Annotated in this window: 14 protein-coding genes; 9 read left to right on the forward strand and 5 right to left on the reverse strand. The window is 72.2% G+C overall.

Annotated elements, in window-relative coordinates:
* Window positions 1-119: 119 nt before the first annotated feature.
* Both ACF09J_RS15150 and ACF09J_RS15155 read right to left on the reverse strand, forming a co-directional pair.
* Entirely contained in the window at window positions 120-533 is a 414-nt protein-coding gene (locus ACF09J_RS15150) for a hypothetical protein (RefSeq protein ID WP_392305873.1), read from the reverse strand.
* Between the two features lie 37 nt (window positions 534-570).
* Window positions 571-1,404 carry a hypothetical protein gene (locus ACF09J_RS15155; RefSeq protein WP_392305874.1) on the reverse strand — a complete coding sequence of 278 codons (834 nt, stop codon included), beginning with the start codon at window positions 1,402-1,404 and terminating at the stop codon, window positions 571-573.
* Between the two features lie 541 nt (window positions 1,405-1,945).
* Here ACF09J_RS15155 and ACF09J_RS15160 point away from each other — a divergent pair.
* Window positions 1,946-2,665, forward strand: a complete 720-nt coding sequence (locus ACF09J_RS15160) for a transglycosylase family protein (protein ID WP_392305875.1) — start codon at window positions 1,946-1,948, stop codon at window positions 2,663-2,665.
* 406 nt (window positions 2,666-3,071) lie between these two features.
* Window positions 3,072-3,287: an I78 family peptidase inhibitor gene (locus tag ACF09J_RS15165; protein WP_392305876.1), complete on the forward strand. Its 216-nt coding sequence runs from the start codon at window positions 3,072-3,074 to the stop codon at window positions 3,285-3,287.
* Between the two features lie 39 nt (window positions 3,288-3,326).
* On the opposite strand, the gene ACF09J_RS15170 is transcribed toward ACF09J_RS15165, so the two are convergent.
* Window positions 3,327-4,358, reverse strand: a complete 1,032-nt coding sequence (locus tag ACF09J_RS15170) for a phosphatase PAP2 family protein (RefSeq protein ID WP_392305877.1) — start codon at window positions 4,356-4,358, stop codon at window positions 3,327-3,329.
* Between the two features lie 235 nt (window positions 4,359-4,593).
* Window positions 4,594-5,796, reverse strand: coding sequence for a mannosyltransferase family protein (locus tag ACF09J_RS15175; protein WP_392305878.1), 1,203 nt, complete (start codon window positions 5,794-5,796; stop codon window positions 4,594-4,596).
* A gap of 292 nt (window positions 5,797-6,088) precedes the next feature.
* On the opposite strand from ACF09J_RS15175, the gene ACF09J_RS15180 reads away from it, so the two are divergent.
* Both ACF09J_RS15180 and ACF09J_RS15185 read left to right on the forward strand, forming a co-directional pair.
* Window positions 6,089-7,690, forward strand: a complete 1,602-nt coding sequence (locus tag ACF09J_RS15180; RefSeq protein WP_392305879.1) for an MFS transporter — start codon at window positions 6,089-6,091, stop codon at window positions 7,688-7,690.
* A 177-nt stretch (window positions 7,691-7,867) separates the two neighbouring features.
* Window positions 7,868-9,061 carry an acyl-CoA dehydrogenase family protein gene (locus tag ACF09J_RS15185; RefSeq protein ID WP_392305880.1) on the forward strand — a complete coding sequence of 398 codons (1,194 nt, stop codon included), beginning with the start codon at window positions 7,868-7,870 and terminating at the stop codon, window positions 9,059-9,061.
* A 36-nt stretch (window positions 9,062-9,097) separates the two neighbouring features.
* Here the strand turns inward: ACF09J_RS15185 and ACF09J_RS15190 are convergent, their stop codons facing one another.
* A complete protein-coding gene (locus ACF09J_RS15190; protein ID WP_392305881.1) occupies window positions 9,098-9,535 on the reverse strand; it encodes a cell division protein SepF in 438 nt (145 codons plus the stop codon).
* Between the two features lie 290 nt (window positions 9,536-9,825).
* On the opposite strand from ACF09J_RS15190, the gene ACF09J_RS15195 reads away from it, so the two are divergent.
* From ACF09J_RS15195 to ACF09J_RS15215, 5 genes are all read left to right on the forward strand, one after another.
* On the forward strand, window positions 9,826-11,016 hold the full coding sequence (locus ACF09J_RS15195; protein WP_392305882.1) for a DUF5685 family protein: 1,191 nt from the start codon (window positions 9,826-9,828) through the stop codon (window positions 11,014-11,016).
* A gap of 94 nt (window positions 11,017-11,110) precedes the next feature.
* The gene (locus ACF09J_RS15200; protein WP_392305883.1) at window positions 11,111-11,455 is read left to right on the forward strand and encodes a hypothetical protein; all 345 of its coding nucleotides are present in this window, start codon (window positions 11,111-11,113) and stop codon (window positions 11,453-11,455) included.
* Between the two features lie 271 nt (window positions 11,456-11,726).
* Window positions 11,727-12,635, forward strand: a complete 909-nt coding sequence (locus ACF09J_RS15205) for a S1 family peptidase (protein ID WP_392305884.1) — start codon at window positions 11,727-11,729, stop codon at window positions 12,633-12,635.
* A gap of 169 nt (window positions 12,636-12,804) precedes the next feature.
* Window positions 12,805-13,641, forward strand: a complete 837-nt coding sequence (locus tag ACF09J_RS15210; protein ID WP_392305885.1) for a slipin family protein — start codon at window positions 12,805-12,807, stop codon at window positions 13,639-13,641.
* Window positions 13,642-13,888: 247 nt separating this feature from the next.
* Window positions 13,889-14,965 carry a S1 family peptidase gene (locus ACF09J_RS15215; protein WP_392305886.1) on the forward strand — a complete coding sequence of 359 codons (1,077 nt, stop codon included), beginning with the start codon at window positions 13,889-13,891 and terminating at the stop codon, window positions 14,963-14,965.
* Window positions 14,966-15,144: the final 179 nt, after the last annotated feature.

Below are 15,144 nucleotides of genomic sequence, written 5' to 3' on the forward strand. Positions count from 1 at the left end.
TTTTGTTCGTGTGGGCGTGGCGCGCGGCCGGGGGGGGGGGGGGGCCCCGGCCCGCGGGGCGGGGGGGGGGGCGCGCCGCCCCCCCCCCCCCCCCCCCCCCCCCCCCCCCCCCCCCCGGATCAGATTCCGCGACGCGGAGCGGGCGGCAGGGCCGCCGGAACGTGATGCATCCCGGTGTCCTGCCGCCCGATCGTCCCGACCCGCTGCCACTGCGCCTGCTGCCGGCCCGTGACATGGCGGGTGCTGTAGGCCCCCAGGCTGTAGGCGTCGTACACGGTGGAGCCCGTGTCGTGCGGCAGGTTCCCGAACGCTACGAAGCCCAGATCCTCCTCGCCGCTGCGGTCGCCCGGCAGAGTCCGGTAGGACGTGACGAACTCGGCGTAGAGCGCGTCGTAGATCGGCGTGGCCGAGGGGCCGCCGTGATGATCCTGAGGTGCCCGCGGTGGAGGTACCTCCCTGCCCGAGCGCAGTCGGGAGCTTGCGGGAGGGAGCGGCGGATAGAACTGGCGGCGGGGAACGTCATATGCGTGCACGTATCTCCAAACGACCCCGAACCGGAAGGGATGCGGCTCAGGTCCCGGCGAGGGGCAGGGTCGCCGCGACCAGCCGCCCGCTCGCCGCGGCCTTGTCCAGCGCGTCCCGCAGCAGGTCCTCCCGCGGCTGACGGCCGATGGACCCGACCGGCGCCGCGAACATGATCACCTGCTGGTGCTTGTTGGCGGCCGCCCGCCAGCCGTCGGTGACCTGGAGCGGCTGGTGCGCCTGCCACCAGGCCACCGGCTGGCCGCCGCCTGCCTGCGGCTGGAGGACGGCGTGCAGCTGGCCCATGGCGAGCAGCACCGACCAGCCGTGCAGCACCGGCGGCACGGCGGCGAGTTCGGTCACCGGGACGTAGCCCTGCTCCACGAGCAGCGACAGGAACTCGTCGCCGGCGCCCAGCGAGCCCGGACGCACGATGGGCGCGGTCGGCTCGACCACCAGGGCGGGGTGCAACTCCCCGGCGATCAGGACGAGTCCGCTGGTCACCCCGAGCACGGCCTGTTCCGGCACCGCCCTCTGCGGCGCGGCCTGCTCGGTCGTGGACCACTGCGGCGGGGCCTGCTCCGGAACCCTGCCGGAGGGGTTCGTGTCCGAGTGGATGGAGCGGACCGCACCCCGCAGCTGCTCCTCGGTGACCTGGACGACCTGCGAGGGCAGGCAGGTGGCGTGGGCGAAGGCGAGGACGGCGGTCTCGTCCCCGACGAACAGGACGGTGCTGGTGCGCTCCTGTTCGGAATCGCCGGGAGTGCGGCAGGACGTGCAGTCGTAACTGCCCGGGGCGTTCTGTCCGGCGAGCAGCCGGTCGGCCTCTTCGTCGCCGATCTCGGCGCGTACGGCGTCACTGACGTCGAGCATGCGCGGCACGGGTGGCTCCCTCGGGATGCGGTACGTGGCGGAGCCGGGTGGCTCCCGGCCCATGAACCGGGAGGGACCCGGCTCATGAAGAAGACAACGGGCGATCTGTGGCGGGAGTCACGCCCTCCGGCGAACGGAATCGAACCATCCCGTGCGGAGGGTGACGCCACGCGCGGAATCCGGCACTCACGGTCAACTCCCTCCAAGTGCAAGGGGGTTGGGCCGGTGAAGTGAGTCACAGATCACCGATGCGGGTGGTCGAAAAATCACGAAATCAGCGAATGAAGTGGGTGGCCGAAAAATGCCGATACCGCCGGTAACGGCGAACTGGCCTGGCACAACGGGCCGTTGGTTGCTCCGGGCTCCGCCCGCTCCTTACATTCCTCAGCCGTGTGCAACGAGCACCGCTCGGGAACGTCCGCCGACCGCACCGGGCCGAGCACGAATCGGCCCGGCCGCGTCCGGCGGACGGGGCGAGCACGCCGACCGCGTCCATGCGCGGAGGGCGTGCCCGCCCTGGGGGACCCCGGGTGTTCCGAGAGGGATCCACATGTCCGAATGTGCCGATAAGAGCCACGACACCATGCGCGACAACGCCCGCAGGGCACGGACGACGGCGGCTCTCGCCGGGGCGGCGCTGCTCGCCCCGCTCGGGCTGCTGGCAGCCACCGGCGACGCCCACGCGGCGGACGGCGGCGTATGGGACCGCATCGCCCGGTGCGAGAGCGGCGGCAACTGGCACATCAACACCGGCAACGGCTACTACGGCGGGCTCCAGTTCGCCGCCGGCACCTGGCGCGCCTACGGCGGCACGGCCTACGCGCCCACCGCCGACCGGGCCTCCAGGGCCCAGCAGATCACCGTCGCCACCAGGGTCCAGCAGGCCCAGGGCTGGGGGGCGTGGCCGGTCTGCTCGGCGCGGGCCGGAGCGTACGGCAGCGCACCCGCGGCCGGACCGGGTACGGGGAACACGACCGAGGGATCGGCGCGGAGCGCACGGAAGTCGGCGGACAAGCCGGTCCAGGGGGGCGGCCGGCCAAGGGCACGGAACGCGGTCCCGCCGCGGCGGCCGGCGACGGCGCCGGCGCGCGAGGCGGGCCACACCGGCCGCGGTGCCTCCCGCGGCGAGTACACCGTGCGCGCGGGGGACACGCTGAGCGGCATCGCCGCGCGGCACGGCACCACGTGGCAGCGGCTCCACGCCGTCAACAGGTCCGTCATCGGGGACGATCCCGACCTGATCGTGCCCGGCCAGCGCCTCGAGATCTGAGCCGCTCGGGCTCGCGCCAAGGGCACCGGGCCTCGTCCGGTCCACCGACCGGGCGGGGCCTGGTGCCGTCCGGCGGGGCGCAGGCTCCGGCACGGCCGAATTCCTCTGCCGTGCCGACTCCCCGGTGCGGCTGCGGATTCCGAATGCGAGGCGGTCCGGGGGAGGTCCGGGAACGCTTCTCACGGCACATTCGGCGGGGCTTTTACCGGTGCTGTCCCGGCTGCCGGAAATTGTGTCCGCGCGATCGCGGAAGAGGGACGGAACCGCCCGTACGTGTGACGCGCTGAGACCGCTCCGGGCGTTGGGGCCTGTGACAGAAACGTGACAGGAGCGAGTGAAGTGGCTGAAGTGACCCGTGTGTCGGGCCGGGCTTTCCTCGCGGCGGCCCGGCACCTAGCGTGGCGGTATGGCATCGAATCCCAGTACGCCGGCGGAACCCCAGGACAACCCCGACGCCTATGTCGGCCTCGAGGCCGGACAGGCCGAACGGCTCGCGCGTGAACGGGGCTGGAGCACGGTGCGGTCACTGCCGCCGGGCGCGATCATCACCATGGAGTACCGGTTCGGACGGCTGAACTTCGAGGTCAGGGACGGCCGCGTGGCACGGTCCTGGAAGGGCTGAACCGCCGCGGGCGCTCCCGGCCCCCGCGGCGGCACACCGTCAACTGCCCGTCAGGGGGCGGGCCGCCGACGCCGTGTTGCGCGTGACCCGCTCGGGGTGCGGCGGTCTGCGGCTGCCGGCCGGGGTGACCGGCGTGCGCTCCGAGCGGCTCGGGTGCCGGCCCTGGGCGAGGTGGGGCGGCGTCCGGGACGCGTGTCCGGCGCCGACCGTCCCGTGGGCCGCCGGGGTCTCGTCCGAGGCCGCCGAACGCGGGGTGAGCACGACGGGGGCGCCGACCGGTGCGGCGGGCGCGGGCACCGGCGTCCGGCGGCCGCGACGGGCGCGCCAGCGGTCGCGCAGGTCGAACAGGGCGACCTCGGTCCGGGCGATCAGCGGCTCGAACCACGGCAGCGCCAGCAGGATCAGCAGCCCCGCGGCCCAGCCGAGGAGCACGTCGCTCAGCCAGTGCGTCCCCAGGTACACCGTGGTCAGGCCGACGCCGAGCGCCGTCACCGCGGACAGCGCCGACAGCCAGCGGCGCGCTCTCGGGGTGGAGGCCAGATAGGCCAGGATGCCCCAGGTCACCACGGCGTTGGCGGTGTGGCCGCTGGGAAATATATCGCCGCCGAGGCCCATCTCGTTGGAGCCGATGACGGTCGCGTAGTGCGGTCCCAGACGCCCCATGCCGATCTTCGCGGCGCCGACCGTGGCGTTGAGCAGCAGCAGCGAGGCGGCGAGGGTCAGCAGGGGGCGCAGTGTGTGCTGCCGCCAGGAGCGCCAGCCCAGCCACGCGCAGACCATCACGGCGGTGGGGCCGCGCTGGCCGAGCACCACGTAGTAGTCGAGGAACGCGTGGATCTGCGGCCACTGCTGGTACGGCCGGAAGAACATGACCTGCCAGTCGAGCCGGACCAGCCAGGAGGTGGTGACCACGGCCCAGACGATCGCCAGGTAGAAGGCGAGCGTCGCCGAGAAGAGCACGAACCGGTGGCGGCTCATTCGCGGCATGTCGATGTGCGCCGGCCGTTGCGGCTCACGGTCCAGCCTGGCGAACACCCGGTCCAGGCGGGTGAGGGTTCGTTCGGTACGCACCCAATCGACGTTACAGCGAGTGAGGTGTGTTCCCTGACGAAGCACGTGATTTGTGATGACCACGTGATGTGGGATTGCTCTCAACGGGGCTTTATATCCACGGAATCCGCAATCACGAACGAACCCGTCCCGCATTTCCTTTGATCATTCCGGTGAACGCTTATGCGGCGCTTATGAATGCGTTGACCGAACGCCTGGATGGAAATTCCGTGCGCGCTCGGCAGGGCGGCACCGCTCACGGGGGACCGGAGCCGTTCAGCCAGAACGCCCCGTAGACCGCCGAGGCCACCGCGACGCCGCCCACGACGAGCGCCGACCGGGCCACGCGCGTCCGGGCGAGCGCCGACGCGAGCGGCAGCAGCAGAGGGAAGGCGGGCAGCAGCAGACGCGGCTTGGAGCCGAAGTAGCTCGACGCGCACAGGGCGAGCGCGGTCACCACACCCGAGTAGACCAGCAGCGCGAGCGGCTGCCGCTGCCGTACGCCGACGACGTACAGCCAGATCACCCCGGCGACCCCGGCGATCAGCCCGATCCCGGCGAGGGCCGAGGGGAAGGACGTGAACTTGTCGGCGACGAAGCGGGCGAAGGCGTAGCCGCCGTCGAAGCCGTTGCGCCAGCCTGCCTGGACGTCGAGATAGCCGAGCGGGCCCTTGCCGGTGCGGTGGCCGACCCACAGGACGTAACCGGCGGCGCCGAGCGGGGCGAGCGCCATGCCGAGCAGGCGGCGGGCGGTGGCGTGCCCGGCGAGGGCCGGGGCGTGCCCCGTGTCCCGCGCGTCGTCCGCCGCCGTCGCGCTCCGGTCTCCCACGAACGAGGCAAGCGCCGCCACCCACACCGCGGCGACCACCGCGAGCCCCACCGGCCGGGTCAGCCCCGCCAGCAGGGCCAGGGCGCCCGCCGTCACCCAGCGGCCGGTGAGCACGGCGTACAGCGCCCAGGCGGCGAGCGCCGTGAACAGGGACTCGCTGTAGGCCATCGACTGCACGATCCCGACCGGCAGCACCGCCCACAGCAGTGCGGCGGCGACGCCGGCCTCGCGGCCGTACACGTGGTCGGCCACCGCGAAGATCCCCCAGACCGCGGCGAGCGAGGCCGCCAGGCTGACGGCGAAGCCCGCGTCGGCGTGCGACAGCGGGCTCACCGCCGCGAGCAGCCGCTCCAGCCAGGGCAGCAGCGGGAAGAAGGCCAGGTTCGAGTGCACGTCCCCGTTCGGCAGGTGTGTCTCGTAGCCGTAGCCGCCCCCGGCCACCCGGGTGTACCAGAGCGAGTCCCAGCGGGCGGTCAGCAGTGTGTACCAGCTCTTGCCGCGCTCGGCGCTCCACAGCGCCAGGGTGATCAGGCCCAGCGCGCGCACGGCGGCGTACCCGAGGAGCGCCGGGGCGGCCCGGCGCAGGGCCCCGGCACGTGCTGCCGCCACGTGCGTCGCAAGATCGCTCACGGACTCGATTATCGGCGCTGCCGGAAACCGGAGCCGCCACCGGGGCACGCCCACGGGCCGCTCACCAGGCCCGCAGGGAGGATCCACGGGCAAGCGGAGTGGCGTACGCCACACGGGTTCGGCGGCGCTCTGAGAGGTGGGCCACGCGCCATCCGGGCGAATGAGCGTACGCTGATGTGTCACTCGCACGTCGACGCGCAGGTCGGGGGCCACCGCTCCGCTCCGGCCGAGCCGCGGGGAGTCCCCGTCCCGCGGACCGCCGAACGCGAGGGTTCATCTGGGAGGTACGTACATGTCCGGGACGACCGCGGCCGCCGACCGGCTGCGCCGTCGGGCGGCCGGGGCCGGTGCCAACCGCTGGGTCGTCCTGGTCGTCCTCTGCGTCAGCCTGCTGCTGGTGGCGGTGGACGCGACCGTGCTGCACGTGGCGGTGCCCGCGGTCACCGAGGACCTCAGGCCCGGCGCCATCGAACTGCTCTGGATCGTCGACACCTATCCCCTTGTCTGCGCCTCGCTGCTGATCCTGTTCGGCACCCTGGGCGACCGGGTGGGGCGCAGAAGGATCCTGCTGCTGGGCTACACCCTCTTCGGCATCGCCTCCGCCGTGGCGGCGTTCGCCCCGAACCCCCAGATGCTGATCTTCGCGCGGGGGCTGCTCGGCGTCGGCGGCGCCATGATCATGCCGGCCACGCTGTCGCTCCTGCGGCAGGTGTTCCCGGACCGCCGCGAGCGGGCGCTGGCGATCGGGATCTGGAGCGCGGTCGCCGCGGTGGGCGCGGCGGTCGGACCGCTGCTCGGCGGCTTCCTGCTCGAACACTTCTGGTGGGGCTCGGTCTTCCTCGTCAACATTCCGCTGATGCTGGTCAGCCTGCCGGTGGGCCGGCTGCTGCTGCCGGAGTCGACCGGCGACCGGGACGGTCCCTGGGACGTGGTCGGCGCGTTGCTGGCGGCCGGCGGACTGTTCGGCGTGGTGCTCGGCGTGAAGCGGCTCGGCGGCGGCGAGACGGCGCTGAGCGTGCTCACCGTGGGGCCGCTGGTCGTGGGCGCGGCGCTGCTGGTGACGTTCGTACGGCGGCAGCGGCGGCGGACGCATCCGCTGGTGGACCTCAGGATGTTCGCGCGCCCCGCGTTCAGCACGTCGGTGGGCTGCATCGTGCTGGCCATGCTGGCGCTGGTCGGCCTCGAACTGATCGCGGCGCAGTACCTGCAACTGGTGCTCGGACTTTCGCCGCTGGCCACGGGGCTGCGGCTGCTGCCGCTGACGTTCGCCGCGATGGCGGCCGGACTGGCCGGGGCGCGGATGCTGCGGCGGTTCGGACCGCGGCGGATGGTGAGCTTCGGCTTCTGCGTGACCGCCGCCGCGGTGGTGCTGCTCACGGCGATGGGCGGCCGGGACAACCCGGGGCTGCTCCTCGCCGGCTTCGCGCTGCTCGGCTTCGGTCTGGAGATGACGCTGTTCGGCGCGTACGAGTCGATGCTGAGCGAGTCGCCGGCCGCGCAGGCGGGCGGAGCGGCCGCGATCGGGGAGACGTCGTACCAGCTCGGCGCGGGGATGGGCATCGCCCTGCTGGGCACGGTGATGAACGCGGCCTACGCGCCCGGGCTCGCCGATGTGCCGGGGGTGCCGGCGAAGGCGTCCGGGGCGGCGGCGAATTCGCTGGGGGAGGCCTACGGGGTCGCCGACCAGCTCGGCGGGCCGGTCGGGGCCGCGCTGCGGCGGGCGGCACGGGACGCCTTCGTGCACGGGCTGCATGTGACGCTGCTGGTGAGTGCGGGGCTGTTGCTGCTGGGGGCGGTTATGGCGCTGCGGCTGCCGCGGGTGATGCACTGTGAGGAGCCGCCGGTCGAACTGCCCGCGCAGCGGGAGGCCGAACGGCCCCGCGTCTCGGCGTGAGCGCCTCTCTTTCCCACGGCGGCACTGCGGCGCCCTACGGCGGCCCGCGGCGGGCGGAGGCGCAGCCTGGACGCGGGCGGTGCAGGCTGGACGTGGACGGCTCCGCGTCGTAACGTCTGGCCGGAGTCGCAAAACTAGCGGTGGTAGTTTCAGTTGCCGTTGCCGGAGGGTGTCCTCATGTCCTCGCAGTCGTCCCCGTTGCCCCCGTTCGACCCCGCCGACCCGCTCGGGATCGACGACCTGCTGGAGCCGGAGGACCTGGCCGTCCGCGACACCATGCGCCAGTGGGCCGCCGACCGTGTCCTGCCGCATGTCGCCGAGTGGTACGAGAAGGGCGAGCTGCCCGTCATCCGGGAGTTGTCCCGCGAGCTCGGGAGCATCGGCGCCCTCGGCATGTCCCTGACCGGGTACGGCTGCGCCGGCGCCACCGCCGTCCAGTACGGGCTCGCCTGCCTGGAGCTTGAGGCCGCCGACTCCGGCATCCGGTCCCTGGTCTCGGTGCAGGGCTCGCTCGCCATGTACGCCATCCACCGGTTCGGAAGCGAGGAGCAGAAGCAGCGGTGGCTGCCCTCCATGGCCGCCGGCGAGGTGATCGGCTGCTTCGGGCTCACCGAGCCCGACCACGGTTCCGACCCCGGCTCCATGCGCACCCACGCCAAGCGCGACGGCACCGACTGGATCCTCAACGGCCGCAAGATGTGGATCACCAACGGCTCCGTGGCCGGCGTCGCCGTCGTCTGGGCGCGGACCGAGGACGGCATCCGCGGCTTCCTGGTGCCGGCCGGCACCCCCGGCTTCTCCGCCCCGGAGATCAAGCACAAGTGGTCGCTGCGGGCGAGCGTCACCAGCGAACTGGTCCTGGACGACGTACGGCTGCCCGCCGACGCCGTACTGCCGGAGGCCACCGGGCTGCGCGGACCGCTCGGCTGTCTGTCGCACGCCCGCTACGGCATCGTCTGGGGCGCCATGGGCGCGGCCCGCTCCAGCTTCGAGTCCGCCCTCGACTACGCGGTCTCGCGGGAACAGTTCGGCAGGCCCATCGGCGGCTTCCAGCTCACCCAGGCCAAGCTCGCCGACATGGCGGTCGAACTGCACAAGGGGATTCTGCTCGCCCACCACCTGGGGCGGCGCATGGACGCCGGCCGCCTGCGTCCCGAGCAGGTCAGCTTCGGCAAGCTCAACAACGTGCGCGAGGCGATCGAGATCTGCCGTACGGCGCGGACGATTCTCGGCGCGAACGGGATCTCCCTGGAGTACCCCGTGATGCGGCACGCGACCAACCTCGAGTCGGTGCTCACCTACGAGGGCACCGTCGAGATGCACCAGCTCGTGCTGGGCAAGGCGCTCACCGGGCTCGACGCCTTCCGGTGAGCACCGAACGGGGCAGGGCCGGTGTACGGCCCTGCCTCAGCTCTGGTTGAAGAACCCGTCCGAACGGTGCACCGCCGGATCCCCGTTGACGATCTCGGTGTCGGCGGGGGACAGCAGGAACACCCGTGTGGACACGCGGTCGATGGAACCGCGCAGACCGAAGACGAGCCCGGCCGCGAAGTCGACCACGCGCTTGGCGTCGGAGGCCTCCATGGCCGTCAGGTTCATGATGACGGGCACGCCCTCCCGGAACAGCTCGCCGATGGCGCGGGCGTCCCGGAAGCTGTCCGGTGTCACCGTGCCGATCCGGCGGCCCTTGTCCTCTGCCGTGTCCGCCGCCACCTTCACGCGGGGATCGGTGACCCAGGCGTCCCCGGACTCGGTCCCCTCCGTGTAGTCGTCGTCGTAGTAGCGCTCGTCATCGTTGTCGTCGACGAGGCCGAGCCACGCACTCGCCTTGCGTACCGATCCCATGGACGCCTCCTCTCACAGCGGTCTTTCCTGCATTCCGCATCCCTATGGTCATCCATGATGCTGACAACGCGCCAAGTGAACGCACGCCGCACGGGGGGTTTGTGACGGTACTGGTGCACGGCTAATACGTCGAGAGCCCGTGTGCCCCAAGGGTTCCGACCTACACGACTGCTGACTGAGAGTGAAATATGATTGTTCTCGGCACATGGGTGACGGACGGGGCGTACGAGTGAACGAAGGGGTCGATACGATGCCGCGACTCCACGCTCTGCACACCAAGGGGGATGGTCGTGTTCGGAATCGTCAGGCCCTGTCGCCACCGGCTCGGTGAGAGGCTCGGCGCCGAGTGGATGGCCCACTTGTGCGGACTGTGCCTGGCCCTGCGCGGTGGCCACGGGCAGTTCGCGCGGGTCGTGACGAACTACGACGGGCTGCTCGTCTCGGTCCTGACGGAGGCTCAGGCGCAGAAGACCGGCCGGGCCGCCGGCCTGCGGCGCACCGCCGGGCCGTGCCCGCTGCGCGGGATGCGCACCGCGTCCGTCGCCCTGGGGGAGGGGCCGCGACTCGCCGCGGCCGTCTCCCTGGTACTGGCCTCGGCCAAGGTGCGCGACCACGTGGCCGACGGCGACGGACTGCTGGCGCGCCGGCCGGTGGCGCTCGCCGCGCGCCGGGTCGCCGACAACTGGAGCCGGGCGGGCGCCCGTACGGGAGCCGGCGTCGGATTCGACACCGCCGTCCTCCTGGACGCGGTGGACCGGCAGACCGGCGTCGAGGCGCTCGCCGGACCCGGGACGTCCGTCCTCGTCGTCACCGAGCCGACCGAGACCGCGACCGCGGCGGCCTTCGCGCACACCGCGGTCCTCGCCGGGCGGCCGGGCAACGCCGCCCCGCTCGCCGAGGCCGGGCGCCTGTTCGGGCGGCTCGCGCACCTCCTGGACGCCGTGGAGGACCGCGCGTCCGACGCGGCCACCGGCGCCTGGAATCCGCTCACCGCCACCGGAACTCCGCTCGGCGAGGCACGCCGGCTCGCCGACGACGCGGTGCACGGCATCCGGCTCGCCCTGAGTGAGGTGGAGTTCGGCGACGGACGGCTCGCCCACCGACTGCTCGTGCACGAACTCCGGCGCTCCGTCGACCGCGCCTTCGGCACCGAGTCCTGCGGGCACGCGCCCGAGGGGGCCTTCGGTCCGCCGCAGGGGCCGTACGCCCCGCAGGCTCCGCACGATCCGAACCGGCCGGGCCACCCGTACGCCGGGGGCGGTGAGCCGCCGCGGCCCGCCGGGCGCGGGTTCTGGGCCGGGTGCGTGGCGGCCGTCGGGCTGTGCTGCACCTGCAAGGTGTGCTGCGCCGACGAGTTCGAGGGCCCGTGGTCGGGCAGGAAGCGCTCGGGCTGCTGCAACTGCGACTCGTGCGGCGACGCCTGCGACTGCTGCGAGTGCTGTGACTGCTGCAACTGTGACTGCTCGTGCTGCGACTGCTGACCGCGGTCGCGGCCGGCCTGCCACGGGCTTCGGGGCCGTGCGGTGGGCGGCGGCGGGGTTTGGCCGCCGTGCCGCGCATGGAAGGGCTCATCTCATGATGGACCTATCCGACCAGTGGAAGCAGGGGCGCCGGCACCGCCTGGAGGCGGCGCCGGCGCTTCGCGACCCGCTCGCGCCGATCGGCGCGTCCGGGCTCGGGGGCCATCCGGAGCGTCGAATTCCGGACATCCCCCGAGCCTGGACGGCCGAGGGCGGGGCGGTCGCGGCCGCCGCTGCCGGGGCGGGCGAACCGGCCCTCGCCGAGCGGCCTTTCGGCGGCCGGGTGCGGCACGCCGCCGACGACGCCCGACCGGCGCCGGCACTCCGGGCCGACCTGGGAGAGTGCCAGGCCGGACGGCGTCGCGAGGCCATATGGGGCGTGGTGGCAACGACGTTGTGACCATGGCCGGGAAACGCGGTCCGGCCCGAGGCCGTTCACCCGTTGCCGACCACACGTCAATAAGCCCTGATCACTCTTGGTTCACTCGAATCGCACATGGTCGCACGGCCGAAAGGCGCCCTTGCGCCGACCGGTCGTTCGGCCGAATACTCCCCCACAGCGCTTGTCAGGGGCACGGCATGTTCGGAATCCGAACAGCCGTCCGCTGACTGCGCCTCACGGGCCCCGACCCCACGCGGGCCCCCGACTTCCTTATGTGGAGGAACGACAAGTGAGGATCAAGCGCACCACTCCCCTCGGCGGCATGACGAGACGGACCCGGCTGATTGCCGTCGCCTCCGGCTTCGTGGCCGCAGCCGCGTTCGCCGTCCCCAACGCGAGCGCGTCCGACACCCCCACCACCTTCAGTGCGGCGCAGCTCACCACCGCGAGCGATTCCGTGCTCAAGGCCGACATCCCGGGCACCGCCTGGGCCGTCGACAGCAAGACCAACCGGGTCGTCGTGACCGTCGACAGCACGGTCTCCCAGGCCGACATCGCCCGGATCCAGCGGCAGGCGGGGACCAACTCCGCTGCCCTGACCATCAAGCACACCTCCGGGAAGTTCAACAAGCTCATCTCCGGCGGCGACGCCATCTATGCGAGTAGCTGGCGCTGCTCGCTGGGCTTCAACGTCAAGGACAACAGCGGCAACTCCTACTTCCTGACCGCCGGTCACTGCACCAACGGCGCGGGCACCTGGTGGTCGAACTCCTCCCACTCGACCACGCTGGGCACCACCGCCGGCTCCTCCTTCCCCGGCCACGACTACGGCATCGTGCGCTACACCAACTCCTCGGTGGCCCATCCGAGCGCCGTCGGCAGCGTGAACATCACCAGCGCGGCCACGCCGTCCGTCGGCACCACCGTCTACCGGCGCGGCTCGACGACCGGCATCCACAGCGGCAAGGTCACGGCGCTCAACGCGACGGTCAACTACGGCAACGGCGAGATCGTCAACGGCCTCATCCAGACCACGGTCTGCGCCGAGCCCGGTGACTCCGGTGGCTCGCTGTACTCCAACAGCGGGATCGCCTACGGTCTGACCTCCGGCGGCAGCGGCAACTGCACCTCCGGCGGCACGACCTTCTTCCAGCCGGTCACCGCCGCGCTGAGCGCGTACGGGGTCCACATCGGCTGATCTCCCCCTGTGCCGGGCCGCGATGCGCGCGGCCCGGCGCCCGCCCCGCGCTCGACAGCGAGGAGCCCCCGCACGCAACCGGCGTGCGGGGGCTCGCCCTTGGGCGCGGCGCGGGTTACGGTCGAAGGACCGTGAACCCCGGTGCGTCCGCGCCGGATTGGGGGCCGTGATGGTCGAGGAACTGGTGACGGCGGGGGTGGCGCTCGCGTCCGTCGGAGCGGTGGGCCTGATGGCGGCGGCACGGGTCGTCAAGCAGTACGAACGAGGCGTGGTGTTCCGCCTCGGCAGGCTGCGCCCCCAGGTGCGCGGGCCGGGGCTCACGCTGATCGTCCCGGTCGTGGACCGGCTCCACAAGGTCAACATGCAGATCGTCACCATGCCCGTGCCGGCCCAGGAGGGCATCACCCGGGACAATGTGACGGTGCGTGTGGACGCCGTCGTCTACTTCAAGGTGACATCCCCGGCCGAGGCGCTGGTCCAGGTGGAGGACTACCGCTTCGCGGTCTCGCAGATGGCGCAGACCTCGTTGAGGTCCATCATCGGCAAGAGCGACCTGGACGATCTGCTGTCCGACCGCGAGAAGCTGAACCAGGGTCTTGAGCTGATGATCGACAGCCCGGCCGTGGAGTGGGGCGTCACCATCGACCGGGTCGAGATCAAGGACGTGTCGCTGCCCGAGACGATGAAGCGGTCCATGGCCCGGCAGGCGGAGGCCGACCGTGAGCGCCGGGCGCGGGTCATCAACGCGGACGCGGAGCTCCAGGCGTCCAGGAAGCTGGCCGAGGCGGCCCAGCAGATGGCGGACACGCCCGCCGCGCTGCAACTGCGGCTGCTCCAGACGGTGACGGCGGTCGCCGCCGAGAAGAACTCCACCCTGGTCCTGCCCTTCCCGGTCGAACTGCTGCGGTTCCTGGAGAGGGCGCAACAGCAACTGCCCGCGGCGGCCCCGGCACCCGAGCCCCGCGTGGATCCCGCGCCCGAGGAGCCGGATTCGAGCCAGGGCTAGGCGTCGAGGAACGGCGCCTGCCCACCGCCCTCGGTGTTTGCGTTGTGAATGTTGCGTGAACTCTCCCGCGGTGATTCCGGCGTGCAGGCCGATACGCAGGGGGAGTACGCCGGTTGACGTACACACGTCCAGAACTCGACCTTGTGTGCCCCTGGGGGCGTCGGAATAGTGGGCGCCGTTCAACCGCCTTCCGGCCCGTCGGGTCCCCACTATCTGCCGGGCCGATCCCCCCACAGGAGGACGTCAGTTGAAGCACCGACGCATGCCCGGACGCCGTGCGGCCGTGGCGGGAGCGGGCGTAGCCGCCCTGCTCGCCGCGGGAGTCACCTTCCAGAGTGCGAACGCCAGTGAACCCGCGAAGGCCCCCGAGGTCCGTACCCTTTCGTCCGCGGCGGCCGGAAAGCTTGCCTCGACGCTCGTGCGGGACCTCGGCGCCGACGCCGCGGGCACGTACTACGACGCCACGACGAAGAGCCTCGTGGTGAACGTGCTCGACGCGAGCAGCGCCGAGACCGTCGAGCGGGCGGGCGCCACGGCGAGAGTCGTGCAGAACTCCCTCGCCGAACTGACCGGCGCCCGCGCCACGCTGGAGAAGGACGCGGCCATCCCCGGCACCTCGTGGGCGACGGACCCCGTGACCAACAAGGTCGTCGTCACCGCCGACAGCACGGTCTCCGGGGCCGAGTGGACCACGCTCGGCAAGGTCGTCGACGGGCTCGGCGCCAAGGCCGAACTCAGAAGGTCGAAGGGGGAGTTCAAGACCTTCGTCGCGGGCGGTGACGCGATCACCGGCTCCGGCGGCCGCTGCTCGCTCGGCTTCAACGTGGTCAAGGGCGGCCAGCCGTACTTCCTCACCGCGGGCCACTGCACGGAGGCGATCTCCACCTGGTCGGCCGGTGGCACGGTGATCGGCCAGAACGAGCGGTCCAGCTTCCCGGGCGACGACTTCGGTCTGGTCCGGTACACCGCGAGCGTCGACCACCCGAGCGCGGTGAACCTCTACAACGGCTCGACGCAGACGATCACCAGGGCGGGCGACGCGACCGTCGGCGAGAAGGTGACCCGCAGCGGCTCGACGAGCCAGGTGCACAGCGGCACGGTCACCGGTCTGAACGCCACCGTGAACTACGCCGAGGGCACGGTCAGCGGCCTGATCCAGACCGATGTGTGCGCCGAGCCCGGTGACAGCGGCGGCTCCCTGTTCGACGGCGACACCGCGATCGGCCTCACCTCCGGCGGCAGCGGCGACTGCACCTCGGGCGGTGTGACCTTCTTCCAGCCGGTCACCGAGGCCCTCTCGGCGACCGGCGCCCAGATCGGCTGATCGCGGCCCCGGCCTCCCGCGGCCGGCGAAAGCCCCGCCCTCACGAGGGCGGGGCTTTCGCGTGGTCGTCGCACCCCTCGCGCTCCGGGTTGCGGGCGTTTGCGCAGGTGGGACACGCTCGAACAGATGTCGCACAGACGTTCGGAAATTGGTTTATGGTGGGGGTGAGAGAGATGGGA

The organism is Streptomyces sp. NPDC014889 (genome assembly GCF_043081205.1).
In the GTDB taxonomy this organism is placed as follows: Bacteria; Actinomycetota; Actinomycetes; order Streptomycetales; family Streptomycetaceae; genus Streptomyces.